The 26,552-nt window shown below is 57.0% G+C and carries 16 protein-coding genes; 8 read left to right on the forward strand and 8 right to left on the reverse strand.

Features of this window, described 5'->3' with window-relative positions:
- The first annotated feature begins 390 nt into the window (after nt 1-390).
- The 5 genes from C1A08_RS06095 (at nt 391) to C1A08_RS06115 (ending at nt 7,102) form a co-directional block, all read left to right on the forward strand.
- Complete coding sequence (locus tag C1A08_RS06095) at nt 391-645, forward strand: hypothetical protein (RefSeq protein WP_055205691.1); 255 nt, start codon at nt 391-393, stop codon at nt 643-645.
- A 276-nt stretch (nt 646-921) separates the two neighbouring features.
- Nucleotides 922-3,966, forward strand: a complete 3,045-nt coding sequence (secDF, locus tag C1A08_RS06100) for a protein translocase subunit SecDF (RefSeq protein WP_101572113.1) — start codon at nt 922-924, stop codon at nt 3,964-3,966.
- A gap of 88 nt (nt 3,967-4,054) precedes the next feature.
- Entirely contained in the window at nt 4,055-4,843 is a 789-nt protein-coding gene (cdaA, locus tag C1A08_RS06105) for a diadenylate cyclase CdaA (protein ID WP_055205792.1), read from the forward strand.
- Between the two features lie 28 nt (nt 4,844-4,871).
- Entirely contained in the window at nt 4,872-6,599 is a 1,728-nt protein-coding gene (locus C1A08_RS06110) for a hypothetical protein (protein WP_055205693.1), read from the forward strand.
- A 17-nt stretch (nt 6,600-6,616) separates the two neighbouring features.
- Nucleotides 6,617-7,102: a copper resistance protein NlpE N-terminal domain-containing protein gene (locus tag C1A08_RS06115; protein WP_101572116.1), complete on the forward strand. Its 486-nt coding sequence runs from the start codon at nt 6,617-6,619 to the stop codon at nt 7,100-7,102.
- 48 nt (nt 7,103-7,150) lie between these two features.
- On the opposite strand, the gene C1A08_RS06120 is transcribed toward C1A08_RS06115, so the two are convergent.
- Nucleotides 7,151-7,996: a phospholipase A gene (locus C1A08_RS06120; RefSeq protein ID WP_055205795.1), complete on the reverse strand. Its 846-nt coding sequence runs from the start codon at nt 7,994-7,996 to the stop codon at nt 7,151-7,153.
- 377 nt (nt 7,997-8,373) lie between these two features.
- Between C1A08_RS06120 and C1A08_RS06130 the strand changes: the two genes are divergently transcribed.
- Nucleotides 8,374-9,258: a helix-turn-helix domain-containing protein gene (locus C1A08_RS06130; protein ID WP_101572120.1), complete on the forward strand. Its 885-nt coding sequence runs from the start codon at nt 8,374-8,376 to the stop codon at nt 9,256-9,258.
- 91 nt (nt 9,259-9,349) lie between these two features.
- Here C1A08_RS06130 and C1A08_RS06135 read toward each other — a convergent pair whose 3' ends face one another.
- The 6 genes from C1A08_RS06135 to C1A08_RS06160 all read right to left on the reverse strand — a co-directional run bounded on the left by C1A08_RS06135 (nt 9,350) and on the right by C1A08_RS06160 (nt 21,109).
- On the reverse strand, nt 9,350-10,720 hold the full coding sequence (locus C1A08_RS06135; RefSeq protein WP_216645976.1) for a glucoamylase family protein: 1,371 nt from the start codon (nt 10,718-10,720) through the stop codon (nt 9,350-9,352).
- 82 nt (nt 10,721-10,802) lie between these two features.
- Entirely contained in the window at nt 10,803-12,446 is a 1,644-nt protein-coding gene (locus C1A08_RS06140; RefSeq protein WP_172970808.1) for a hypothetical protein, read from the reverse strand.
- A 33-nt stretch (nt 12,447-12,479) separates the two neighbouring features.
- Nucleotides 12,480-14,759, reverse strand: a complete 2,280-nt coding sequence (locus C1A08_RS06145) for a glycoside hydrolase family 3 N-terminal domain-containing protein (protein WP_228385815.1) — start codon at nt 14,757-14,759, stop codon at nt 12,480-12,482.
- 5 nt (nt 14,760-14,764) lie between these two features.
- Nucleotides 14,765-16,387 (reverse strand): glucoamylase family protein, encoded by a 1,623-nt coding sequence (locus tag C1A08_RS06150; protein ID WP_101572126.1) that lies wholly within the window; start codon nt 16,385-16,387, stop codon nt 14,765-14,767.
- Nucleotides 16,388-16,397: 10 nt separating this feature from the next.
- Nucleotides 16,398-18,044 (reverse strand): RagB/SusD family nutrient uptake outer membrane protein, encoded by a 1,647-nt coding sequence (locus tag C1A08_RS06155; protein WP_055205698.1) that lies wholly within the window; start codon nt 18,042-18,044, stop codon nt 16,398-16,400.
- 20 nt (nt 18,045-18,064) lie between these two features.
- On the reverse strand, nt 18,065-21,109 hold the full coding sequence (locus C1A08_RS06160) for a SusC/RagA family TonB-linked outer membrane protein (protein WP_101572128.1): 3,045 nt from the start codon (nt 21,107-21,109) through the stop codon (nt 18,065-18,067).
- Nucleotides 21,110-21,300: 191 nt separating this feature from the next.
- Between C1A08_RS06160 and C1A08_RS06165 the strand changes: the two genes are divergently transcribed.
- Nucleotides 21,301-23,139: an outer membrane protein assembly factor BamB family protein gene (locus C1A08_RS06165; protein WP_101572400.1), complete on the forward strand. Its 1,839-nt coding sequence runs from the start codon at nt 21,301-21,303 to the stop codon at nt 23,137-23,139.
- 84 nt (nt 23,140-23,223) lie between these two features.
- Here C1A08_RS06165 and rbr read toward each other — a convergent pair whose 3' ends face one another.
- Nucleotides 23,224-23,802 carry a rubrerythrin gene (gene rbr / locus C1A08_RS06170; RefSeq protein WP_101572130.1) on the reverse strand — a complete coding sequence of 193 codons (579 nt, stop codon included), beginning with the start codon at nt 23,800-23,802 and terminating at the stop codon, nt 23,224-23,226.
- A gap of 782 nt (nt 23,803-24,584) precedes the next feature.
- Here rbr and C1A08_RS06180 point away from each other — a divergent pair.
- Complete coding sequence (locus C1A08_RS06180; RefSeq protein ID WP_101572134.1) at nt 24,585-26,489, forward strand: class II glutamine amidotransferase; 1,905 nt, start codon at nt 24,585-24,587, stop codon at nt 26,487-26,489.
- The last annotated feature ends 63 nt before the right edge of the window (nt 26,490-26,552 follow it).

Consider the following 26,552-nt stretch of genomic DNA (forward strand, 5'->3'; position numbering starts at 1 on the left):
GGGTTCATATCGAAAACGGTTGTCCGGCGGAAACGGGAAGGATTTCGTCCCGCCGCGTTGCCGGCGCCTGCCGGATCGTGCGGACGGACGTATCATTCCGGACTAAAATTATGGAAAATTTTTGTTTTTCGAAAAATTTCCCGTACGAATTCGGAAAAAGGGGAGACGTAAACGTTTTTTGCAAATCCGGACAGGGGCCGGGACAACCGTTCCGGAAAGCGTAAAAAAACATTAATATGTTGTTTGTTGATTCGTTATGCGGTGAATCGGAAAAAAACGGAGGGATTCCTTTTGAATTGAATTTTATTTTTTATACCTTTAAAACTGGATTGATCGTTGTATGGAATTTATTGACAGATCTTGCATAACTTAAACTAAACCTTAAGGATTATGGTAATTACATTTAACGAGCTGCGCCGAATCAAGGACAAACTGCCCAGCGGCAGTTCGCAGCGTATTGCGGATGAATTGAACATAGACGTTAACGTTGTGCGGAATTATTTCGGCGGGACGCATTTCAAGGAAGGCGGCCCGGTGGGCATTCATCTCGAGAAAGGTCCTGACGGGGGAGTGGTGACTTTAGACGATGCTTCGATCCTGGAGTGCGCGATGCGTATTATCGCCGAGCAGAAGGATCAGCAGTAACGTGGCGGAAATCGGGCGGCAGGGAGATCGAAAACGGTCTCCCTGCCGTTTTGCGAGCGGGGCGAAACGTGTTTCCGTGTATGTCGGGCGGCTCCGTATCGCGTTGACGCGCAGCTGTCGTAAGATACTAAAGGATAAATTAACGGTTTAAAACGGCCGTTTGTTGTATTTCGCAAAAAAATATGTAGCTTTGCAATCCAAATGCGGTTATCATAGCCGAACGCAGGGAATATCAGCGGGTCAGTAAAAACGAAAATATATAAAACTTTTGAACAAATGCAGAATAAAGGTGCACTGAAATTTTTGGCTATCGCGCTCGCGGTCGCCTGTGCGTATCAACTCTCATTTACTTTTGTTACGCGGCACGTGGAGAACAAGGCGGCCCAGTACGCTGCCGGAGACGCGGTCAAGGAGCAAAATTATTTGGATTCGATCAAATCGCAGACTGTCTACAACCTCGGGTTCATAAAGTTCAATTACAAGCAGTGCAAGGAGAAAGAGATCAACCTCGGTCTCGACCTGCGCGGCGGTATGAACGTCATGCTGGAGATCTCGATCGAGGATGTGATCCGGGCGCTTTCGAACGACAGCAAGGATCCCGGTTTCAACCAGGCGCTGGCGCAGGCCCGCGAAGAGCAGAAAAACAGTACGAAGGATTATATCACGCTTTTTGCCGAAGCCTACGAAAAGATTTCGAACGGCGGTCGGCTGAGCTATATTTTCAATACGCCGGAACTGCGCGAACAGATCACCCCGAACAGTACGAACGCCGAAGTGATCAAAGTGCTCCGGTCGTCGGCCGAAGGCGCGATCGAAAACTCGTTCAACGTGCTTCGCAACCGTATCGACAAGTTCGGCGTGACGCAGCCCAATATCCAGCGTCTTGAAAATTCGGGACGGATACTGGTGGAACTGCCGGGCGTCAAGGAGCCGGAACGCGTCCGCAAACTGTTGCAGGGGACGGCCAGCCTCGAATTCTGGGCCACTTACGAAAACCAGGAGATCTATCCGGCGCTGGTGCAGGCCAATGACGTGATCAAAGAACTGCAGGATGCGGGCGAAATCGTTGCGGAAACCGGCGGCGCGTCGACTGTTGCCGCCGCTGCGGACAGCCTGGTCGCCGCTACCGTCGCTGCGGACAGCACGATGCTGGCGAATGCCGACAGCGCCGCCGCAGCGGGCAATTCGACGCTGATTTCGCAGCTCGATAGCACCGATGCTTCTCATGTGGAAACCGACGAACAGGCGATGATTTCCAAATTCCCGCTGTTCGCGAAGCTGCGTCCGGTGGCCGACGAGCAGGGACAGGTCGGCAGGGGGCCGGTGATCGGATGGGCCAAGTCGTTCGATACGGCCGCCGTGAACCGTTATATGAGTCTTCCGCAGGTGAAAGCGCTGCTGCCCCGCGATATCAAGCTGATGTGGGGCGTCAAAGCCATCGATCCGCAGGAGACGACGTTCGCGCTCTATGCTATCAAGGCCAATACGCGCGACGGCAAAGCCCCGTTGGACGGCGGATCGGTCGTCGAGGCGCGCGAAGGATATGCGCAGCACGGATCGAGCGCCGAAGTGTCGATGACGATGAACGCTTCCGGAGCGCGGACATGGGCCCGTCTGACGGCCGACAACGTCGATCGGTGCATTGCGATCGTGCTCGACGGTTACGTTTATTCGGCTCCCGTGGTTCACGGGGAGATTTCCGGCGGACAGTCGTCGATTTCCGGACAATTTACGATCAACGAAGCGCGCGACCTGGCCAATGTGTTGAAGTCGGGTAAGCTGCCCGCTCCGGCGCGGATTACGCAGGATACCGTCGTCGGCCCGTCGCTCGGTCAGGAGTCGATCAACGCCGGTATGATGTCGTTTATCCTGGCATTCGTGCTCGTGCTGATCTATATGATCTTCTACTATAACAGAGCCGGTTGGGTGGCAAGCGTCGCGCTGATATGCAATTTGTTCTTCCTGTTCGGCGTGCTGGTTTCGTTCGGAGCCGTGCTGACGCTGCCCGGTATCGCCGGTATCGTGCTGACGATGGGTATGGCGGTGGACGCCAACGTGATTATTTACGAGCGTATCAAGGAGGAACTCCGCATGGGCAAGACGCTCGCCATGTCCGTGGCCGAGGGGTACAAGAATGCCATGTCCGCCATTATCGACGGTAACGTTACTACGCTGATTACCGGTATCGTGCTGTTCATCTTCGGCACCGGCCCGGTGCAGGGATTCGCCACGACGCTGATCATCGGTATCATCACTTCGCTGTTCACCGCGATCCTGATCACCCGGTTGATTTTCGTGGGTATGCTGAACCGCGAACGCAAGATTACCTTCTCGAACAAATTCACCGAAAATTTCCTGGCCAACACCAAGTTCAACTTTATCGACAAGCGCAAGATCACTTATGTCATTTCGGGTATCATGCTGTTGATAACGCTCGTTTCGCTGGGCGTGCGCGGGATGAGTTACGGCGTGGATTTCTCCGGCGGCCGCGCTTTCGTGGTGCGTTTCGACCAGCCGGTCACCGCGAACGAAGTGCGTGAAGCGCTGGGCGATGTCTTCACGGGCACCGGTTACGAAGTGAAACAGTTCGGTCAGGACAACCAGATGCGTATCGTTACGCAGTATAAATACGACGACGAGGGGGACAACGTGACCGCCGAAATCGAAGACATGTTGTACAAGGCGCTCTCGCCGCTGATGACCGCGCAGCTTACCGAAGCCGAATTCCTGACGACGGCGCAGAATCCGTACGGGATCATCAGTTCCGACAAAGTGGGGCCGAGCGTGGCGCACGACATCAAGGTCGATTCGGTTATCGCCGTGCTGTTCAGTCTGGTCGCTATCGCGCTTTATATTATTATCCGGTTCAAACGCTGGCAGTGGGGTGTCGGCAGCGTGATTTCGCTGACCCTGGACGCCCTGTTCACGATCGGTCTGTTCTCGTTGCTGCACGGCTTGCTGCCGTTCAACCTCGAAGTCGACCAGTCGTTCATCGCCGCGATCCTGACGATCATCGGTTACTCGATCAACGACAAGGTGGTGATTTTCGACCGTATCCGCGAGTACCAGACGCTCTATCCGAAACGCAACATCAAGGACAACATCAATAATGCGATCAACTCGACGCTGACCCGCACGATCAATACTTCCGGTACGACGCTGGTCGTGTTGCTGGCCATCTTCCTGTTCGGCGGCGAAGTGATCCGCGGGTTCGTCTTCGCGCTGCTGTTCGGCGTGCTGATCAGTACTTACTCGACGGTATTCACCGCGACCCCGATCGCATACGACCTGATTCGCCGCAAAGAGCCTGCTGCGAAGTAAGCGTGCGCAGATCTTTTGGAGCATGATAAAACGGCGGCTGTGAAAACAGTTGCCGTTTTGTCATTCTTTTATTACCTTTGTTTCTGCTATGGGCTTCGGATTTCTGGATATTACGCTGGTCGATATTATCGATATCTTCGTGGTGGCGCTGATTATGTTTCAGGTGTATCGGCTGACACGGGGGACGAATGCGTTGCGCATCGTTGTCGGCATCCTGATTATCTACCTGCTGTGGATCGTGACCCGCGTGTTGAATATGGAACTGCTCAGTATGATACTCGGGCAGATCATCGGCGTGGGGGTAATCGCGCTGATTATCGTGTTCCAGCAGGAGATCCGGCGTTTTTTGATCCTGCTCGGCACGCAGTATACGAACCGACGGGTGTCGTTTATGGCCCGGTTGTTCCGTCCGCGCGGACGGAAAGTGAAGGTCGTTGGGCAGGAATGGATCGATACGGTGGTCGGAGCCTGCGCCGATATGGCGAAGACCAAGACCGGCGCGTTGATCGTGATTGCCCGTAAAGTGAACCTGTTGCCTTTTATCGAGCAGGGAGAGCGTATCGATGCGCTGATTTCCGCCTCGCTGATCAAAAATATCTTTTTCAAGAATTCGCCGTTGCACGACGGGGCGATGGTGATCGCCGACGATCGGATCGCGGCGGCGCGGTGCGTATTGCCGTCCACCGAGCGCGAGGTTCCCATGGAGTTCGGGATGCGCCACCGCGCGGCGCTCGGCGCTTCCGAGATAACCGATGCGCTGGTGATCGTCGTATCCGAAGAGCGCGGAACGATCTCCATCGCCCGCAAAGGACACATCAGCCGAGATATCTCCCCGGCCCACCTGCAAGTGCTGTTGCGCAAGGGGCTTTCCGTTTAATGCATACCGACTAAAACCCGATATAGCTATGACCAATTTATTCAGAGCGCTCCGAACCGGTGTTCTCTTGTCGTTTTGTTTCCCGTGTTTCGCTGCGGGACAGATGATTTATGTGGATCGCGTCGATCCGCAGTATGTTGTCGAACCGCTGGTCAAAAACGACCGCGGCGCGGCGCAGTCCAATACCAAACGCATTGCAGCCATTATGCAGCGGGCCCCGCAGGGGGCGACGCTGTTTTTTCCGGGCGGAGATTACTATTTCGCCGGTTCGGCGGCGCCGAATCGCGGAACGATCGAGTCTACGGCGACCGGACAGGTATTTCGCGGAGAGGGCGCGGGGACGACCCGTATTTTCCAGACCGATGCGCGCCGGGATTTCGGCTTTGTCTGCCGCGAGGATCTGAAGCGGGTTCCCGCCGCGACGATCCGCATCCGGCATAAAGGGTGCGTGATCGACGGGATGACCGTAGCGCTCGACCGGCAGACGCCGTCGAAGACGATCGCCGGAACCGCCGCGATCCAGATCGCCCACATTGCTTATCATCCCGATAACAATGTCGGAATCATCGAAACGACCGGCCGCGGCGCAGACTTTTTGCTGGACCACGTGATCGTTTCGCGGGTTAACGTCGGGGAGCAGCTCGGCTCGGGTATCCTTTCCGATAAGTTTTTTGAGGTAGGGATCGATATCATAGGTTCCGGCGGTCATGTGCGGGTATCGGACGTTAATCGACTGGACGCCCGCACCGGGATCCGGCTCGATAACGGCAACCATTGCGGACAAGGCGAGTACCAGTTCGAGTCGATCTATTGTATGGGTAATCCGGCCGTGTTCCGCGACGGGGTGTTCTTCGATTGGGTAGGCGGGCAGGCTCCGTCGATCCACAACAGTTCCTGTTCGTTTACCAGCGGAATCTTCGCCGGTCCGCGCGGCAAGTTCGGCGACCGGCTGAATCCGTATCCGGAAGCCGAAGTGGTCAGACGGCCGGGGCGCGATTGGGACTGGCTGACGTTGCACGGCCACTCGGTCGTCGACGATCCGAATCCGGCGCAGCGTACCGAGTGGTACGGACTGCCGCGTTATGCCGAAGTGGTGCGGATCGGCAGCGAACCGGCCGTCGGCGGCCGGGAGTGGGTTGCGGGCAAAGATTTCGACGTGGTACGGGTCGAGGGCGGCGACTGCGACGCGGCCTCGCGGATCGTCTGGAAAGGCGGCGACCGACCGGCTGCCGGCAGCGTTTACTACGTGACATTCCGCCAGCCGGCCGAATACCGGGTGCATGATCTGGAGTGGGGCAATGCGATCAACGTGTCGATGCAGGAAGCCAACCAGAGCGACGGTTTCGCAGTCAAGTTTTCCGACCAGGGGGTCGGACACCTGAATCCCGACTTCCGGTTCGGAGTGGGGTATAATTTCCTGTTTTCCGGCATGTTCGTGATCAACGGGGATTTTATCTTCGACGGGGACGTCGACCTGGTCAACATTACGGGGCTGACTTCGGGCGTTTGCAACATCCGTTTGCAGGGAGCCGACGCCAATCGGAAGTGTCGCCGCATATCGGTCAACAACAGTACGTTGAATTACTTGCGTCTCGGAGATTTTACCGAGAATATCCGCAGTTCGAACAATTTTATGGACAACGTCTGCCAGGTATTGTCCGCCGATCCGCAGGCGCTGCCAGAGTTGATTCGAGCGCGGAAATATGTGCTGGACGGACAGACGCCGGTCGAGGCCGTTCCGTCTTTCGAGAAATAAACTAAAACAGAGACAGCATGAAAACAGGATTGATTTTAGGAATCTCCGTACTGGTTGCAGCATGCGGCGGCCAGACGGGTAGGCAGGCCGCCGCCGGGCAGGATACGGCGACAATTGCCGCGGATTCGGGAATGCAGGTGCGCTATTACGAAGGCACGCTGCCTACGGCCGACGGCACTCCGATCAATTACGAGCTGGAACTTAAAAACGAAGAGTTCAGCGGCGACGGTTCGTACGATCTGACGATGATTTATCCGAAGGCTGATAAGGGAAAGGATAAGAAGTTCCGGATGATAGGACGGTGGGGAACGTTGCGCGGTTCGGCCGAAAATCCCGATGCGACCGTGTACCAGCTTAATTTCGGGGATACGACCCTCGAACAGATTAACTTCCTCTATTACCCTGACAGTCTGGTTTTGCTGAACCGGCACCAGGCGCGTCTGAAACCGGGGCCGAATTATGCGCTGAAGCAGGTGGACGCGCTCTCGTCCGCCGCGGAGTAATTTTCGCGGGACGATTCGTTGCGTCCGCCCCGCCGCGGGATCGAAAGGTCAGAAGATCGAAAAATGTTTCGGTTTGATGGCGAACCCGATGCGCAGGTAGCTGTGAAACCGGTCGTAATCGATCATGCTTTCGGCGTAGCCGTTGTAGTATTGCAGGTAGATATACTGGTTGCTGATTTTCGACAGCCGGAAAGCGGCGTCCATCTGGAAATTCGCATTCAGATTCCAGCCGCCCCGTTTAACGACGAGCATCGAAAAGCGGAACCGCTCGTTACGGGTCTTGTAGGTTCCGGCGACCTGTCCGTAGCCGGCGTAGCGGACGATGTGCGGATTGTCCGACAGCGCGAACGGGATCCAGAATTTGGCCTGTACCGTGAAATGCGGATCGATCTCGTAAATCGCCTGAAGGGTGATTCGGTTCCAGCTGCGCGACCAAATGCTGTCGCGCCCGTTCGATTCGTGTTCGAACTGTAGGAAACCTACTCCGACCACTTTGTCGCCCCGGGTGATCGGCATCCCGAAACCGAGCGTCGGGTTATAATTGTTTTCGTAAAACGGTTTCGAATCCTTGTAGATCTCCCAGAACGATTTTTGCGTATAGGTCAGAAACAGGTAGGTGTGCAGCGGGAGGATGCTTTTGATCAGCCGGTGCCGCAGGCTGATCTGGAATTTGGCGTCCGAATTGTCTTTCGTGACGCGGCCTCCCGAAAAACTGGTTCCGGTGACGATGTAGTTGTCTTTGTAGATGCCGAACGGCGGGATCGATTCCACAGCCCGGTAAAGGCTGTCTTTGTCGGGGTACCAATCGGGTATTTGCCGCGGTTTCTTGGCTTCGGCGATCTGCGCGATCGTCAGCGCGGCGGGCAGCAGCAGCGCCAGGAGTTTATTGGTCATGTCGTTTCGGTTGCGGATTTGCCGGCGATATATTCCTGTCCGGAAGCGTTTTCGGGATCGTTGCGCCTGATATGGGCAAAGGCGGTGCCGTATTGTGAGAATTGCCGGTACCGTGAAATAGGCTTGTCTGGAGTCTTTTCCTGCATGAAATTATCCTTTTTTACACCGCTCCGGATGCGGTAATACGGCGTTTGTAATCGTGTCGGCTGCATTATATGCCTGTCAGTAAAAAAAATGCGTATAAAACATTTTGCAAATGTGGATAAACGGCCCGGTTTGAAAAGTTCGTTTTCGCCGAATAATTGTTCTGAAAGTCGTTTTCGAACAGGCGTACGGAATATAATTATAATTTTGCAAAATATAAATGAAGGCGCGGTATGAAAGAAGAGGGTGTAAAGAAAGTCAATATGTCGATACTGGAGACCGAAATCGATCTTATCACATCGATCAAGAACGATTTCGCCATTTTTGAAAATTCCAGCGACCTGCCGGTGCTCGATTATCCGAGCCGGCTCGAAATGGGAATGATGGCGATTTGCCTCCGGGGAACTACGCGGATGAGCATCGACCTGAAAGAGTATACGTTCGGAGCGAACGACATGGTGATTGTCCTGGCCGACCAGATCGTCCAGCAACACCAGCGGAGCGACGATTTTTTGTGTTGCGTGTTCGCCGTTTCGATCAAGTTCGCCCAGGAAGCGATCCTGTCTTACCGGCAGTTCCTGCCGACCCTGTTGCGGATCAAAGAAGATCCCCGGATTCCGCTGAAACCCGAAGAGGTGGTTTCCGTTCTGGAATACTGTTCGTTCTTGCGCCAGAGAGTCAACATGCGAGACAACTGTTTCCGTCGCGAGATCGCCAAGAGCCTGTTCCATGCTCTTTTTTACGAATTGGGCAATATCATGAACCGTCATGCTCCCGCCGTCGGACGGCAGGTGAAAACGCGTCGGGACGAAGTGTTCGAACAGTTCATTCATCTGGTCCGGGATCATTATAAAGCCCAGCGTAGTGTGACCTTTTATGCCGACAAACTTTGTCTGACGCCAAAGCATCTGTCGAACGTGGTTAAGGGACTTACCGGAAAATCGGCCGGCGCGTGGATCGACGATTATGTGATTCTCGAAGCCAAGGCCTTGCTGAAATCGACCACTTTGACGATCCTGCAAGTGTCCGAAGCGCTGAATTTCGCGAACCAGTCTTTTTTCGGCAAATATTTCAAGCAGCATACCGGAGTCTCTCCGACCCAGTACCGGCGGATGTAGGCGGAATGCCGTTAAAAATATCCGGGCCCATCGGCCCGGATATTTTTTGAGAACGGAAACGGGCACCGTTTCCCGGCGGGAGATCGTGCCGTCAGTTCAACCATCCGCCGGTGAATCCGGCTCCTTTCAATCCGTTTACGATGTAGGCGTTCTTTTTCATCAGTTTCCAGATCAGTTGCGTGCGGTAGTTTTCGAGCATGACCAGGATCGGGCCCTGATCGATGCCGAGCCACCATCCGTCGATCCAATCTTCACTCGGATTGAACGAGTCGAGAAAGCCGTAGTCGGTGTAGAGCGCCCCGTTTTTGTAGCTTTTCATCGCTTTCAGCGCGGCGTAGGATTCCGTCGGAGTAAACGGGAACGATCCGCCGGCTGCCGTCGGGGCGATCGTGCCGTCGTCGGCGATGCCGGCGGCCGAAGCTCCGCGGGCGTGGTACGCCCATTTGCCGTAGGTGCCGGCTCCCGGCCCGTCGCAGGCGGTGAGTCCCCAGATATCGGCGCCGTATCCGACGTATTTACTCGGATTTTCGATGCAGTAGCTACGGTTGGCCAGCGTGGCTCGCCGGGAATTTTCGAAATAATCGAGACCCGGTTTGGAGCGCATGAAGGCGTCCTTGATCCCTGCGAAATCGATCCACATGTGCGAATACTGGTGCCCGAACAGCGGCGAGAAGTTCACCATCTCGTAGTTCTGGAAACTGCTGTAATTGTAGGTAGCCGTCCAGCGGTTCCATACGCTGCCGTCGAGTTTTTTGTCGGTCTCGGGCGAGCCGATTGCGAGGATGTAGAGGATCATGGCTTCGTTGTAACCCTGCCAGGTGTACGGTTGGAAGCCGGATTCGGGAGTCCAGCCGAGACTCATCAGTTCGCCCTCGTTCATCGCCCATTTCCAGTCCACTGCGCGGTACAGTTCGTCGGCCAACCGCCGGATTTCGTTTTCTACGGCATTGTCCCGGTCGTAATAGGTCTGGGCGGACAGGATACCGGCCATCAGCAGTCCGGTGTCGATCGTCGAGAGTTCGTTCTGTCCTTCCCGGAGACTGGTGTTCCGGTTCAGAAAATGATAGAAGAATCCCTTGTATCCGGCCGAAAATACCGGGTCGGTGCCTTTCGGCGCATCGTTGAACGTCCGTAGCGTGACGACCGTCCGTTGGGCCGCTTCGTCGCGCGTGACGAAGCCGCGTTCGACGCCGACGATGTAGGCCGTCAGGCCGAATCCGGTGGCGGCGATGCTGCTCATCGCTTCGTTGTTCGTCGCGCTGGCCCGGTCGGGAACCAGTCCGTTCGCCGTGTTGGTCAGTTTCCAGAAGAAGTTGAAATGCGTGCGCTGGAGATCGTTCAGCAGCGTTTCGTCCATGTCGGGCGGAGTGGGGGGCGGGATAAATCCTTCCGAATCGTCTTTCGAGCAGGCTGCGGCCAGCAGCAGCGACAGGACGACCCCCGTTTTTTGCAAAATATTCATTTTTCAGTGTTTTTTAGCGGTTGAAACGAAGAGAGACGATCCTTGCGGGCCATCCCTCTTCGCTGTATTTTTCCGGTAAGGCTTATTTCTTGATGCAGCGTACCGGCAATTGCCAGGCCGCATCGGCCCAGTTGGCTCCGGTATTCGACGCCGAACTGTTGTTGATATCGACTTTCCACGGGGCGGTGTTGCTGCCCTTGCTCGACGTCCAGTAAGCGGCCGCTTCGCCGTAAGCCTGCGGCTGCGTGTCGCCGTTGGTCAGCCAACCGCCAATCGGCAGCTTCATCACGGAGTTCATCAGCGTCAGCGTGATGCCTGCGTTGCCCGAAACCCCGTTGCCGCTGATCGTTCCTCCGGTTACTTTCGCGATGGCGGCGTTGAACTGATCCAGTGTCGGTACGGCGTACCCTTCCGGGCAGACCGTCCATTCGCCGATAGCGTCGTAATCGATCTGGTAGGAAGCGTCGAATGCGGTGGCTCCGTACGGCTTGCCGTATTGCAACATCTGGCCGATCGAAGCGGCGTTGATGCCGTCGGCGCCGTAAGCGCCCGGATCGGCCGAAGCGGCTCCGATGTTGCGGTCGAGCCAGACGTCGCCCGGATCGACGTAGCCGTTACCGTTGACGTCGATGAAGATGGTGGTGTATTCGAGTCCCTGGTAAGTGAAGGTCTCCGGTTCGAACGGAATGCCCGGAACATCGGACAGGACGGTGACCGGAATGGTCGCGGTGTAATTCGTCGAGCCGATCTTAACGATGACCACGAGGTTCGTTACACCGTCCGAAACCGGAGTTCCGGACAACGGCACGTCCACCGTTCCGTCTTCGGCAGCCGGCAGCGTCGCGTCGAATGCGCTGCAACTGATGCCGTTGGTCAGGTCGATGCTGATCGTCGCCTGCTGCTCTTCGGCGGCCGTGTAATGCAGCGCGATTTTGACGTCGGAGAGTTCGACGCCTTTCGACAGGGTGCCGGTTACGGTACTGCCGGCGGCGTCGAGTGCGATATCGCCCGCGATTTCGACCGGAATGTCCGCCGTATAGGTGTTATCTCCCTGCGTCATAGTTATTTTCAGGGTCTTCGTTCCGTAGTCGGACGGCGTTCCTGTTACCGGGACGTCGAGCGTGCCGCCCGAAGGCGCAGCCGGTAGCGATGCGGTGAACTCCGCGATTGAAATACCGGATACCTCGTCTGCCGAAACGGTTACTTCCTGGTTCGCATACGACGTATAGTGCAGCGCGATGTTGCCGTTGGCGATGGCCTGTCCGATGCGGAACGTGCCGGTAACGACGCTTGCCGCGGCGTCGAGCGCAATGGCCGGCGTTACGGTCGCGGGGATCGAGATGAACACTTCGTATTCGCCGACGCGGATCACCGGCCGCAGGTTCATGCTGCCCGATGCAGTCGGGGTTCCCGAGACGGGGATCTCGACGGTTCCGTTCCCGTTGTCCGAAGAGGTCGGCGAAGCCAGCCGCACGTCGATCGGATCGCAGTACAGTCCGTTGACCTCCGGCAGCAGCACTTGGGCGCTCTTACCGAGACCGTTGGTATAGGCCAGCGTGATTTTGGTGCCCTGTGCGACCGCCTGACCTTGTGTCAAGCTGCCCTGGAACGAGCTTGCGGCCGAGTTGATATAGACCGTATTGTAAACCTTGTCTATTTTGGGGTCTTTGCCGCAGCCGGCCGCCAGAACCAGCGCGCAGATCGCAAGTAGTCTGAATGTTTTCATAATATTCATTTTAAATAGGAGTGGATTGTTTGCTTATTTCGTGATTTCGAAGGAACCCTCGAGCGCGGCGTCCGAGCTGCCGCCGGCCCATACTTTGAAGTCGCCGGGCTCGTAGCCGAAGCTCATGTCCTGCCGGTAAAAGCCGACCGCGTCGGACGTAATCGTGAAGCTGACTTCGCGGCTTTCGCCCGGCTCCAGCGTTACCCGTTCGAACCCTTTCAACTGCCGCGTCGGACGGGTTACGCTGGCTACCAGGTCGCGCACGTAGAGCTGTACGACCTCCGTGCCGCGTACCTTGCCGGTGTTCTTGACCGTAACGGTTACGGCTACGGGCTGTTTCATGTCGGTCTTTTCCGGAGCGACCTTCAGGTCGGAGTATTCGAACGTCGTGTAGCTGAGGCCGTAGCCGAACGGATACAGCGGCGTGGCGGTCGGTTCGTTCAGGTAGCGCGAAACGTAGTGTTGTTCGCCCTGTCCCGGCGTGTACGGCCGGCCGGTATTTTTCGCGTCGTAATGGATCGGCACCTGACCGAGGTTGCGCGGGAAGGTCATCGTCAGTTTGCCGCAGGGATTGAAGTCGCCCGACAGCACGTCGGCTACGGCATGTCCCCCTTCGGTACCCGGATACCACGCTTCGACGATCGCGTCGGCTACGGTGCTTTCCCACGACAGGTCGAGCGGACGTCCGTTCAGCAGGACGAGGATCAGCGGTTTGCCGCTTTGGGCGACTTCCCGGATCAATTCCTGCTGGATAGCCGGGATCCGAATGGAAGTCAGGCTCGTCGCCTCGCCGCTCCAGAAGCCCGGATGGCCCACCGCCATTACGACTTTATCGGCCGAACGGGCGGCATTGAGCGCGGCGGCGAATCCGCTGCGGTCGTCCTTATCGGGTTCGGAACCTTTCGTATAAATCACCTTGTCGGCCCCGAAACGCTCTTTAAGTCCGGTAAGAATCGAAACGACCTTGTCGGCTTGTCCCTGTCCGTACCACGATCCGAGCAGGTCGAGCCGGGCGTCGGCGAACGGTCCGATCAACGCGATCTTTTTCCCTGCGGCGATCGGCAGCGCTTCCTTGTCGTTCTTCAGCAGCACCATCGACTTGCAGGCCATGTCGCGGGCCGCTGCGAGGTTCGCCGGTTTGTAAAATTCTTTTTCGGCTGCTTGCAGGTCGTGGTATTTGTACGGATCGTCGAAAAGACCGAGCGCGAATTTCACGCGCAGCACTTCGGCGCACATGATGTCGACCTGTTTCTGCGGAACCATGCCCGTTTCGACGAGCCATTTCAGGAAACGGTGGTAAACGTCGCCCTGCAGATCCATGTTGATCCCGGCCTCGATCGCCAGTTGGCCGGCCAGCGAGCTGTCGGCCGCTACGCCGTGCGGAACCAGTTCGTTGATCCCGGTGAAGTCCGACACCACGAAACCGTTGAATCCCCACTCTTTGCGCAGGATCTGCTGCATCAGGTATTGGCTGGCGTGGGCCGGCACGGCGTCGATATCGTTGAATGCGGCCATCACCGTTCCTACGCCTGCGTCTACGGCCGCCTTATACGGAGGCAGGTAGGTTTCGCGCAGCGTGCGGTCGGTGAGATCCACCGTATTGTAATCGCGCCCCGCTTCCGGAGCTCCGTAGGCGGCGAAATGTTTTACGCAGGCCAGGATCGTCGTGTCGGAGGCGAGCGCCTCGGGAGTCGTTCCCTGGTAGCCCTGTACCATCGCGATCGCGATCAACGATCCGAGGTAGGTGTCTTCGCCCGATCCTTCCGAAACGCGTCCCCAGCGCGGATCGCGGGTGATGTCCACCATCGGCGAGAACGTCCAGTTCAGCCCCGATGCGATCGCCTCGCGCGCCGCTACGCGGGCCGAGTTTTCGATACCTTGCAGATCCCACGAGCACGACATGCCGAGGTTGATCGGGAAGATCGTTTTCATGCCGTGGATCACGTCGTAGCCGAACAGCAGCGGAATGTGCATCCGCGTTTCCTCGACGGCAACCCGTTGCAGTTCCCGGTTGTATTCGGGAACGTGCGCGTTGAAAATATTGCCGCAGGTGCCGTTGCGGATCGCCTCTTCGACGTTCTTGGGCAGTGTCGGGCCGGTCGTGGTGAAATGGCTCGAATAGAGTACGAGCTGACCGATCTTCTCGTCGAGCGTCATCAGGCGCATCACCGAATCGACCCGGCGGTCGATCTGCCGGTCGGCGAAGAAATGCCGCGCTCCGTCGGTCGATATGCCGCGATCGGCAGTCATGTGACAGCCCTGCGTCAGCAGCGCCGCGCAGGCGGTAAACAGGATATTTTTCAGGTTGGTCATAAGTTTCATTTTGTGTATTCGATGGTTTTGTGGTTGATCGTAAAGCCGAGCCGGTCGAGTCCGCGCCGGATGTCGTTCTTTTTCATAAAGGCGTTCCAAACGGTCGCGTTGCGGTGGTTTTCGATCATCACCAGGATCGGACCCTGGTCGATGGCGATGTAGCTTTCCGTCGAACGGGGTTCGCCGAGGCTCAGATTCACCGCGTCGTAGAATCCCATGATTCCGAACGCGACGGACCCGAGGTTGCGGTAGAGGTTTTTGAGGACGGCCATCGACTCTTCGGGCGTGTACGGCATCGACGACAAGGCGGCGGTAGGTGCGATCGTCCCGAAGTCCTCGCCGACGCCGGGCGTGTGCGCCCGGTAGCCTTCCGGCAGCGCGTCGCATGCGGTCAGGCCCCAGAAATCGGGGCCGTATCCCACCCAACGGTACGGGTTGTCGATGCAGTAGGCGCGGTCGACCAGCGTATAGCGGCGGTTCTGTTCCCAGTAGTTTGCAAACCGGTCGGCCAGCCCGCGCGGGTCGAGTCCCGTGTACGAGTAGTGCACCCAGAACAGCGGCCCGCCCATCTGCGCCCGTTTGCCGAGCGGCAGCATGATGCCGTAGAAATCGGTCGCGCAGAAGAACTCGCCCTCCTTGCGGTTGACCCAGCAGTCGTCGTAGACCTTCTTGTCGATCGGAAAGGTCGGCGATGCGGCTGCAAGGATGTAGGTGACGAACGTTTCGTCGTACCCTTTGATCGGATGGTTCATTGCGAAGCCGTAGTCCGGCGACCAATGCCAGTACAGGGCGTTCTGTCCCTGCGTATAATGGCTCCATTCCACCTCGCGCCACAGTTGTTCGATCCGGTCGCGCAACGCTTTCTCTGCGGCGTCGTTGCCGTCGAAATAGCCTTGTGCGGCCAGCAATCCCTGTACGAGAAACGCCGTTTCGACCAGGTCGCCGCCGTTGTCCTTTTCGCTGAAATGGTACGGCTGTCCGGTGCGTGTGTTATACCAGTGCGCCCATGCGCCGTGGAAACGCGGCAGTTTTTCGAGCGCCCCGACGATTTTCGTAAGCCGTGCGACTGCCTCCGGACGTGTTACGAACCCGTTGCGTACGCCCGCTACGATCCCCATGACGCCGAAACCGGAGCCGCCGGTGGTGATGCAGTCCGCCCGTTTGTCGTTCGAACGTTCGTAGGCGAGGCCGGTCAGCGGATCGGCGAAATCCCAGAAATAGCGGAACGTGTAACGCTGCACCATTTGTTGGAGCTGTTCGTCCGAAAAGTCCGAGATCGCGGCCGAAACCTGCGGGGTTTCCGAAAGCTGTTTTCCGTCGGCGCCGAGCGCCGCCACACGGTACGTATAGACTGCGTTGCGGCCGAGTCCGGCGACGAAGTCGAGGTAATAGAGGTTCGGGGTCTCTCCGCGCAGCGACTTTTTGCCGTCGCGCAGCAGGTATACCGCGTAGCTTTCCGCGCCGGATACCGCCGGCCAGCGCAGTTCCACGTGCGAGTCGTACCCCGCGGCCTCGATCCGGCCGACGGCCGGAAGGAAACTGCGCAAGTCGGTCTGCACCGGAGTCTGCGCCGCGCCGCAGTACCACAGCAGCGTCAGCAACGACAGCAGGAGTCCCGTTTTTTTCATCGATGTCCGATTAATAGCCGTCATTCTGTTTGAGGTTGTTCATCAGCAGGATCTGTTCGTTCGGCACCGGCATTACGTAATTTTTCGGAACGACTACGGGCGAAGCCGGCGGCAGCGGCAGCGTGGTCGATGCCGGGGCCAAGCCTTGCGCTTTCATCTCTTCGAGGCCCTGTTGTTCGGACTGGATTTTGGCCCATACCTTCGCGGCGAAATAGCCCGGTTGCATCTTGTCGATCCGTACCAGGTCGAAGTAACGGTCGCGTTCCATCGACAGTTCGATCCGCTTCTCTTCCCAAATGTTTTCGAGCGTCGGCTCTTTCGAGGCGAGTCCCGCGCGGGTGCGGACGGCGTTGTACCAGGTCGACGCTTTCGCGTCGCCGGTACGGACGGCCGCTTCGGCGCCGATCAGCAGCACTTCGGCCCAGCGCATCATTCGGATGTTGCCGCCGTAGTTTTCGTTACCCCCTACGACCGGCCGCGGCTGGTAGCCTTTGCGGCAGAAGCGGTTCGGGTAGCCGTTGCTGACCGAGTTCGGGTCGCTTTCGCTGTAGGCGCCGATGATTGTCGTGCCGTCGATCACGCTTTGGGTCTGTACCATGCCGCTGTATATGGTCGTTTTGCCATAGATGATGTCGTTGTCTTTGCGTTTGTCGCCCGGTTCGTACGATTGTACGAGGTTCAGCGACGGCGCGATGTATCCCCAACCCCAGTTCGGTTCGCCGCGGGTGCCGAGCAACTGCCAGCCCTGGTATGCTCCGTCGGAGGTCGTGAAGCTGGCCGCCCCGATTTCGAATACCGATTCGACGCTGTATTCGCCCGCTTTCGTAAAGATGTTATCGACGGCGATCAGGTCGTATCCGTCGGTCGAAGATTCCATGTCTTTGACTATCTGTACGATCTGTTGATAATATTGCATGGCGTTGGCCGGATCGTCGGCGGCGCGGTACAGCAGCACTTTGGCCAGCAGTCCCTGAGCCGAGCCCTTGTGGGCGCGGCCGTACCACGAGGTCGGATACCATTTGGCGGATTCGGCTTTGTCGGGCATTTTCAGCGCGATTTGCAGATCGGCTACGATGGTGTCGTACAGCGCCGTGCGGTCGGAAATTTTCAGAGCGGCCTGTTCGGCGCCGGAGAGCGTTTCGAGCGGAACGATCGGGCCTTTACCCCATAGTTTCAGCACGACGAAGTAGAACCATGCGCGATTGAAGCAGGCTTCGCCCTGCAGGATCTCTTTTTGTCGTGGGGCGAGCCCTTCGAACGTGTCGATGGTTCTCAGCGCGGTGTTGGCCCGGCCGATGCCGGTATAGGCGTTCAGCCACAGCCAGTTCAGAAAGGCGGAACTTCCGGTGAGTCCGGACAGGTTCTGGAACTGGTTGGTGCCGTTGTTGTAGATCGTGCCGCCGCCGTCGGACATCGAACTGCCGCGCAGCGCGTTGTCCGAGCACAGGTCGCCGATCCACGAACCGGTCGTTTCGTAGGTGCTTCCTTCGCGGTAGGTCGCATAGATGCTGTTGGTCAGGCTCGCAGCGGAATTGCTGTTGCCGAGAAAGTCGCCTTCGGTCATCTGCCCCTGCGCCGGTTGGTCGAGGAAGCCGTCGCAGGAACTCAGGCTCAGCCCTGCGGCCAGTATGGATAAATAGATGGTAATCCTTTTCATTGTTTCCTGTTTTTAAGAGGTTAAATACCGATGCTGATACCGAACGAATACATGCGCGAAGGCGGATAAGTGCCGTCGAAACTGTCGATACCGGCACCGTTGGGCGGACCCGATATTTCAGGCGAGTACGAGGTTGCATTGGTCGCCGTCCACAGGTTGTGCACTGAGAAGTAGACTCTTAGGTTGCGCATCTTCATTTTGGACGAGATCCGCTGCGGGAACGTGTAACCGAGGGTCAGGTTCCGGATCTTGAAATAGCTGCCGTTTTCTACGTAATACTGGCTGTATTGGTTGTTCGTCCCGGGGCCGTCGAGCAGTACGCGCGTGGTCTTGTTGGTCGATCCTTCGCCGACCCACGAGTGCAGGTAGTCGGTCGTCACGTTGTACGGCGAGACGCCGAGCGTCTGACGGCGGGTGCTGTAAATTTTGTTCCCGAGGCTCGAATAGAGATCCATTTCGAGGTCGACGCCCTTGTAGGCGAAGCGCATGTTCAGCCCGAGAGTCACTTTCGGCAGGTAGCTGCCCATGTAGATACGGTCGTCCTTGTCGATCACGCCGTCGCCGTTTTGATCCTTGTACCACAGGTCGCCGGGCGTCGCGCCGTCGATCGACGCGGTCTCTTCGATGATCTGCTTGTTCTGGTAGATGCCGAGCACCTCGTAGCCCCAGAAACCGCCGATCGGGTAGCCGACCTTCGTGACGTTCGCGCCGTTTTCGAGCGGCGGCAGGTTCTGGTTCACCGAAACGACCTTGTTTTTCAGCGTCGTCCCGATCAGCGACAGGTCGTACGAGAAGTCGCCCCGGTTTTCGCGCCATCCGATGTTGAATTCGATGCCGGTGTTACGCGCCTTGGCGATGTTCGACAGCGGCGAGTAGGTCGAACCGCTGATGCCCGGCAGCGTGATGTTGGTCAGGATATTGGCCGTCGTTTTGATATAATAGTCGAATTCCAGCGTCAGGCGGTTGTTCAGCGCGCGGAAATCGAGCCCGAGGTCGAACTGCCGCGCCTCTTCCCAGTGCAGGCCGTAGTCGATCACCATATCGAGCACTTCCGAAGTGGTCACGCTCGCGGGATCGCGGCCGAATACGCCGTTGACCCGGTTCACGTAAGCCGTCTGAATATTGTTCGGGATACCGGCGTCGGAGCCTACCACGCCGTAGCTGGAGCGCAGTTTCAACTGGTTCAGCCAGCCGACGTTTTTCAGCCAGTTCTCTTCGTGCATCGCCCAGCCGACGCCGACGGCCGGGAACGTTCCGTAGCGACCGTTGACCGGAAAGCGCGACGATCCGTCGGTACGCACCGTGGCGGTTATCAGGTATTTGTTGTCATAGTTGTAATTGACGCGAGCCAGATACGAAAGGTAGGTGAAAACCGCGCCGCCGGTGGTTCCGGTCAGCGTAGAGGCTTGTCCGAGCCCGGTGTACCACAGGTCGCGGTTTTTCCATGCCACGTCGGGCATGCCCAGAATCTTCTGACTCTGATCTTGCGAGGTGGTTTTCTGGAAGGTGATGCCGACCAGCGCGCTGAACGCATGTTTGTTCTTTTCGAACGAGTAGGAGAGCGTATTTTCGTTCAACCAGTTGAACGTGCGGCTCTGGTTGACGCTCAGTTCGTTGTCGGTACGCCGTTGGTCGACGTTGACTTCGTATTTCGGCAGGAAGCTTTTGCCCTCGGAGTTGGAATTGTTCAGCGTATAAGAGGATTGGAAAACGAGGTTCTTGACCGGTTCCAGCTTGACGAAAAAGTTGGCGATCGTCTTGTAATAGTTCGTATAGTTGTCGCTGTTGTAGTACAGGTTGGCTACCGGATTGCCCGATTTTCCGATCTCGTCGACCGGGCCGAAGAATTTCGACGGGTCGTCCGGGTCCATCACCGGAGCCGTCGGCAGGGCGCGCAGCGCGCTCGCGAGATTCGATCCCTGGCTGTTGCGCCGTTCGTAGATGTAGGAGATATTGCTTCCGATGGTCGCCCATTTGGTCAGGTCGTAAGTGTTCGACAGCTTGACGTTGGCCCGTTCGTACCCGGAGCTTTTCATCACGCCTTCCTGATTGAAATAACCCGAAGAGAGGCCGTAGGTCGTTTTTTCGCCGCCGCCCACCAAGTTGACGTTGTAGTTCTGCGTTACGGCCAGTTGCGTGATTTCGCGCTGCCAGTCCGTTCCGCGTCCGGCCGCGTCGATTTGCTGCTGCGTGTAGGGCAGGGAGATCGAAGTCCCGTCGGCGGCGTTCTGCGCCATCACCCTGCGGTTCTGCAGGTAGAGGTATTGCCCTGCGTCGGCGTAGTCGAGGTAGCGTTCCATCTGCGATACGCTGACGTTGGCGTCCATGGTCAGTTGCACGGGTTGGTTCTTGCGGCCCTGTTTGGTGGTGATGATGATCACGCCGTTGGCGCCGCGCGAACCGTAGATCGCCGTTGCCGAAGCGTCTTTGAGCACCTCCATCGACTCGACCTCGTTCGGGTTGAGGAACGAGATATTGTCCATGATCAGACCGTCCACGACGTAGCACGGATCGGAGTTGGTGAACGAACTGACGCCGCGCACGCGGATTTGCGGCGCGCCGCCCGGCGCGCTGTTCTGCACCACTTCGACGCCGGCCACCTTGCCCTGCAGGCCTTGCAGCGGGTTGGCCGCCGCAACGGTCGTCGCCAGTTCGCTTCCTTTGATCGACGCGATGGAACCCGTCACGTCTCGCTTGCGCTGTACGCCGTATCCTACGACTACCACGGCGTCCAGGTCGGTGGCGCTGTCCTGGAGTGTCACGTTGAGCGAGGCTTGTCCCGTGTAAGGGATTTCTTGCTCTTTGTACCCGATGTACGAAAATACCAGGACGTCGCCCGGTTTTACGTCGAGGGAGAAGGTTCCGTCCGCGCCGGCGTACGTGCCCCGGTTGATGTCGCCCTTGATCAGAACGCTGGCCCCGATCAGGGGTTGCCCCTGGGTATCCGTTACGCGGCCGGTCAACAGTTTTGCGTCGCCCTGCGCATACGCCGCCAGGGAACAGCAAAAAATTAGGGCTGACAGCACGATCAGCCTAACCGGTTTTAAAAAGTCGAATACTTTCATAGAAACAGATTTAGTTTGGTTCGATTGTATTTGTTGACAGACAGGTACAAAGCAGATGCCAAGAATCGTATTCCGGTGTTTTTGCGCCTGAATGAGCCTAATTCGGCGAATCCCGTATTTTTTCGTTCGTTTCTCCGGCGAAAATGCCCGGAATCCGTTACCTTTGTAGAAGGTTTAAAATATTGCGGGTTATGAAAAGAATGTTGTTTGCCGTTTTGTTGCTGGCCGTTGTGTCGGCCCGTGCGGAAGGATTCCGTTTTGCGCTGATGAGCGATCTGCACGTCACGGCCGATTCGCTGGCCGCCAACGACTTGCGACATGCCGTCGATCAGATCAATGCGACGCCGGGACTGAGCTTCGTAATCGTTTCGGGCGATTTCACCGATTACGGAGACGATGCCTCGCTGCGGAAAGCCAAAGCGATCCTCGACGGGCTGAAACTGAAATATTACGTTACTTCCGGGAATCACGAAACCAAGTGGAGCGAGTCCGGAGCGACCGCTTTCGGGCGCATTTTCGGTTCCGACCGTTTCCGGTTCGAGTACGGGGATTACCTGTTTCTTGGGTTCAATACGGGGCCGGTGATCCGGATGGCCGAAGGGCACGTCGCGCCGCAGGACGTTAGCTGGCTCGAAAAGGAGCTTGCGGACTACGGAACCGAACGGCCGGTTTTTCTGGTTACGCATTACCCGATGATGAAGGGCGACGTCGATAATTGGTACACGGTGACCGATGCCGTCCGCAAATACGATATCCGGGCGTTTATCGGCGGGCATTACCATACCAACCGGCTGGCCGATTACGACGGTATTCCGGCTTTCATCTGCCGTTCGACGCTACGGGGCGGCGAGCCGTTCGGCGGATATTCGGAATTCGAAGTGACGGCCGATTCGGTGATCGTTTACGAGCGGAAGATCGGGGCCGGACCCCAGCGATGGGGCGCGTATTCGTTGAAAGATACCTATTTTACCGCAGATACCGCCGGATATGTGCGCCCCGACTTTTCGATCAACGCGCGGTACGGCAGAGTGAAAGAGACGTGGATGACCCCGATCGGCAATGCGATCTATTCGTCGCCGGTGCTTTGCGACGGGCGGGTGTACGTGGGCGACGACCTCGGACTGTTGAATTGCCTCGATGCCGCGGATGGCAGGCTGCTGTGGCGGTTCGCCGCGAAAAATCGGATCATCGGAACGCCGGCCGCAGCCGACGGAACGGTCGTGTTCGGGTCTGCCGACGGCAATATTTACGGAATAGACGCGAAAAAGGGGAAATTGCGCTGGAAGGTCGAAACTTCGGAAGCGGTGCTCGGCGCCGTGACGATCGACGGCGGAGTAGCCTACATCGGTTGCAGCGACCGGACGTTCCGGGCGATCGACGTGCGTACGGGCCGGGAGGTATGGACGTTTACCGGGACGAACGGATACGTCGAAACGCGTCCGTTGGTTTACGACGGCAAAGTGATTTTCGGAGCCTGGGACGACCGCCTGTATGCGTTGGACCGTTCCGACGGACGCTTACTGTGGTCATGGAGCGACGGGCGTCGTGGTATGCACTATTCGCCCGCCGCGGTCTGGCCGGTGGCAACCGCCGGACGGATTTTCATAGCGGCTCCCGACCGGGTGTTGTCGGCGATCGACGCTTCGACCGGCCGGACGCTGTGGCGTACCGCCGAATCGACCGTGCGCGAAACCGTAGGGCTCTCCGAAGATTCGTCGAAAGTGTACAGCAAAACGATGCGGGACAGCGTCGTATGCTTTTCCACACGCGGCGACCGGCCTGAAAAACGGTGGGCGTCGTACGTGGGTTTCGGTTATGAAATCGCGCCGTCGATGCCGCAGGAAAAAGACGGGGTCGTCTTCGGAAGCACGATGAACGGGGAGGTCTATGCGCTCGACGCGTCGGACGGCAGCGTGCTGTGGCGGCATAAGGTCGATAACTCGCTGATCAGTACGGTCGTGCCGCTCGATCGGAACCGTTGCCTGTTCACCAGTTCGGCCGGGATCGTCGGGTTGCTGGAAGCGCGGTGACGGATGCTTCGGGAAAAAGAATAAAAACGGCGGAGAATCCTCGGATTCTCCGCCGTTTTGTACGAGATTCGTACGAACCGTCGATTAATAATTGTTCTTTTTCGGTTCGAAGTAGGCTTGCGGGTGAGCGCAGGAAGGGCAGCTTGCGGGCGCTTTCTTGCCTTTGTGGATGTAACCGCAGTTGCGGCACTGCCATTCGATCTCTTCGTCGCGTTCGAAAACTTTGTCGGCTTCGACGCGGGCCAACAGCGCGCGGTAGCGTTTTTCGTGCTCGGCTTCGACGGTGGCAATCGAGCGGAAAACGGCGGCGATCACCGGGAATCCTTCCTGATCGGCCACATCGGCGAACGTCGGGTAGAGATCCGTCCACTCTTCGTTTTCTCCGGCTGCCGCGGCTGCGAGATTCTCTTTAGTTGTTCCGATTACGCCGGCCGGATAACTCGCCGTAATCTCGACCATGCCTCCTTCCAGGAATTTGAAGAATCGCTTGGCGTGTTCCTTTTCCTGTTCGGCCGTTTCGGCGAATACGCCGGCGATCTGTTCGAAGCCCTCTTTTTTGGCTACGCTTGCGAAAAATACGTAACGGTTCCGTGCCTGCGACTCCCCGGCGAAAGATTTCAACAGGTTCTGTTCGGTTTTCGTGCCTTTGATACTTTTTCCCATTTCTTTAAGCTTTTATAGTAAATGATTTCGTTATGTCTCTGCTTTCCAGTACAAAGATACGCGGAGATCGGAAAAATAGCAAACGATCCGCGATCATAAATATTTATAACCGTATAAGTTTATGTGATCCGTCGCGAGGCCGAAGACATCGCATATGCCGGAGCCGCCCGACAGGTTTTCAGCCGTATGCCGCAAAAAGAGTTTTTTGTAGGTACGGCTTTTCTTCGAAAAACGGCGGATTACGACGTCCAATCGGGTTTGGACGGTAAATTTCCCGAATTTTTCTTTTGAAATAACGTCTATCAAAATATATCCTCCTAAGTAATCTTTCGGCGGGTTTTTAATATGTTTTTCTCTTTATCTTCGCAAGCGCATAATACGAACGGAGCAAACCAGCTATAAAACTCGGAATTTTTTCATGCGAACAGTTTTATCGGTGCCGACCGACTAAAATTAATATTTTATTCGCTGTTTTCAAAACAAAGTCTCCGCCGTATCCCGGCCCGTTCCGGTGCGCGATACGGCCCCGTGCCGGAAACGGGGAGCGTCGTGCGGAAAATGAAATTTTGTTCCGGGACAGAGCCGGTTCCGGCGTTTGCAAAACGTGTGCGTAAGCGCAATCGGTTCGCAGGGAGAAAAGTCGCCGCAATTTTTGGCCGGCGTGAAACGTTTATCCGACAACGGGGTATTGTTTGTCAAGTCAAAAATAAATACCTTTGACGCGTGTCTATCCGCGGATTTCGCGGGTTTTCCACAGGAACCCGATTTATTTATACGACATTATGAGCGATTCGATCAAACACGAGTGCGGCATTGCCTTTATCCGCCTGCTCAAGCCGGCCGATTACTACCTGAAAAAGTACGGCACCTCGTTCTACGGACTTAACAAAATGCATATCCTGATGGAGAAGCAGCACAACCGGGGACAGGACGGCGCGGGAGTGGCCAACATCAAGCTGTACCCGGAACCCGGATGCGTTTATATCAACCGGGTGCGTTCGAACGGAGCCGCTCCGATCAAGGATATTTTTCAGCAGATCGACGTCCGGATCAACGAAGCGGTCGCGAAGAACCCGCAGGTGCTGCAAGATCCGCTGCTGCTGAAAAAACAGGTGGAGTTTACCGGCGAGATTTTTCTGGGACACCTGCGTTACGGGACTTTCGGCAAAAACGACATCGAGAACGTGCACCCGGTCTCGCGCGAGAACAACTGGATGACGCGGAGCCTGGTGCTGGCCGGGAATTTTAACCTGACCAATATCGACGAATTGTTCGACCGGCTGATCGAGTTGGGGCAATATCCGCCCGCAAAAACCGATACGGTGACGATTCTCGAGCGCATCGGTCATTTCCTCGATCGTGAAAACGACGATAAGTACCGCTATTTTAAAGATAAAGGCTATTCGAAGCACGACGTCACCGAAATGCTGGCCAAGCACATCGACCTTAAGGAAGTATTGTCGCTGTCGGCCCGCCGTTGGGACGGGGGATATGCGATGGCGGGGGTGATCGGCCATGGCGACGCGTTTATCATGCGGGACCCGTCCGGAATCCGTCCGGCGTTCTACTATTGCGACGACGAGATCGTCGTCGCCGCTTCGGAGCGCGCGGTGATTCAGACGACATTCAACCTCGGGTACGAAGATATCCGGGAGCTGACGCCGGGCCACGCTTTGATCGTGCGACGCGACGGAGATGTATCGGTCGATCCGTTTACCGCGCCGCGGCCGATCCGGCCCTGTTCGTTCGAGCGGATCTATTTCTCGCGGGGCAGCGACCAAGATATTTACCGCGAGCGCAAGCAGCTCGGACGGCAGCTTGTGCCGCAGATTTTGAAAAGTATTGATTACGACATCGAAAATACGGTGTTTTCCTATATTCCGAATACGGCCGAGAGCGCTTTTTTCGGCCTGGTCGAAGGACTGGACGAATACTGCCAGGGCGTCCGTGCGCAACATATTCTGGAAGAGAACGGCAGGCTGACCGAAGCCCGGCTCAAGGAGATCCTGCGTTTCAAGCCCCGGATCGAAAAGGTGGCGATCAAGGATGTCAAGATGCGGACGTTCATCACGCAGGACAACGAGCGCGACGACCTGGTGGCGCACGTTTACGACATCACCTATGGCACGATCCGTGCCGGGGTGGACAATCTGGTGATCATCGACGATTCGATCGTGCGCGGGACGACGCTGCGGCAGAGCATCATTCGGATACTCGACCGGCTGAAACCGAAAAAGATCGTGGTATGTTCGTCGGCGCCCCAGATCCGTTATCCGGACTGCTACGGGATCGACATGTCGCGCCTGAGCGACTTCGTGGCGTTCCGGGCCGTAATCGAACTGCTGCGCGAACGCGGGATGGAGCATGTGATCGAAGACGTTTACCGCAAGGCCGTCGCCGAGCTTCAAAAAGGCGACCGCTCCGAGACGGTGAACTGCGTTACCGAGATTTACGATCGTTTCACCGATGAGGAGATATCGGCCAAAATCGCGGAGATCGTTACGGTTCCGGAGATACAGGCTCGCGTCGAGGTGATCTACCAGACGGTCGCCGATATGCACAAAGCCATTCCGATCCATAATGGGGACTGGTATTTTACGGGAGACTATCCGACTCCGGGCGGAAACGTCGTCTCGAACAAAGCATTTGTCAACTTCTACGAGAACCGGAACGAGCGAGCGTATTGATTTTCGGGTGCGAATGAGCAAGCGGGGGTCCGCCCGGTCGGAAGGAGCGGTTGATCCTAAAAT

It is taken from the genome of Alistipes sp. cv1 (genome assembly GCF_900240235.1).
GTDB classification, from domain to species: Bacteria; Bacteroidota; Bacteroidia; order Bacteroidales; family Rikenellaceae; genus Alistipes_A; species Alistipes_A hominis.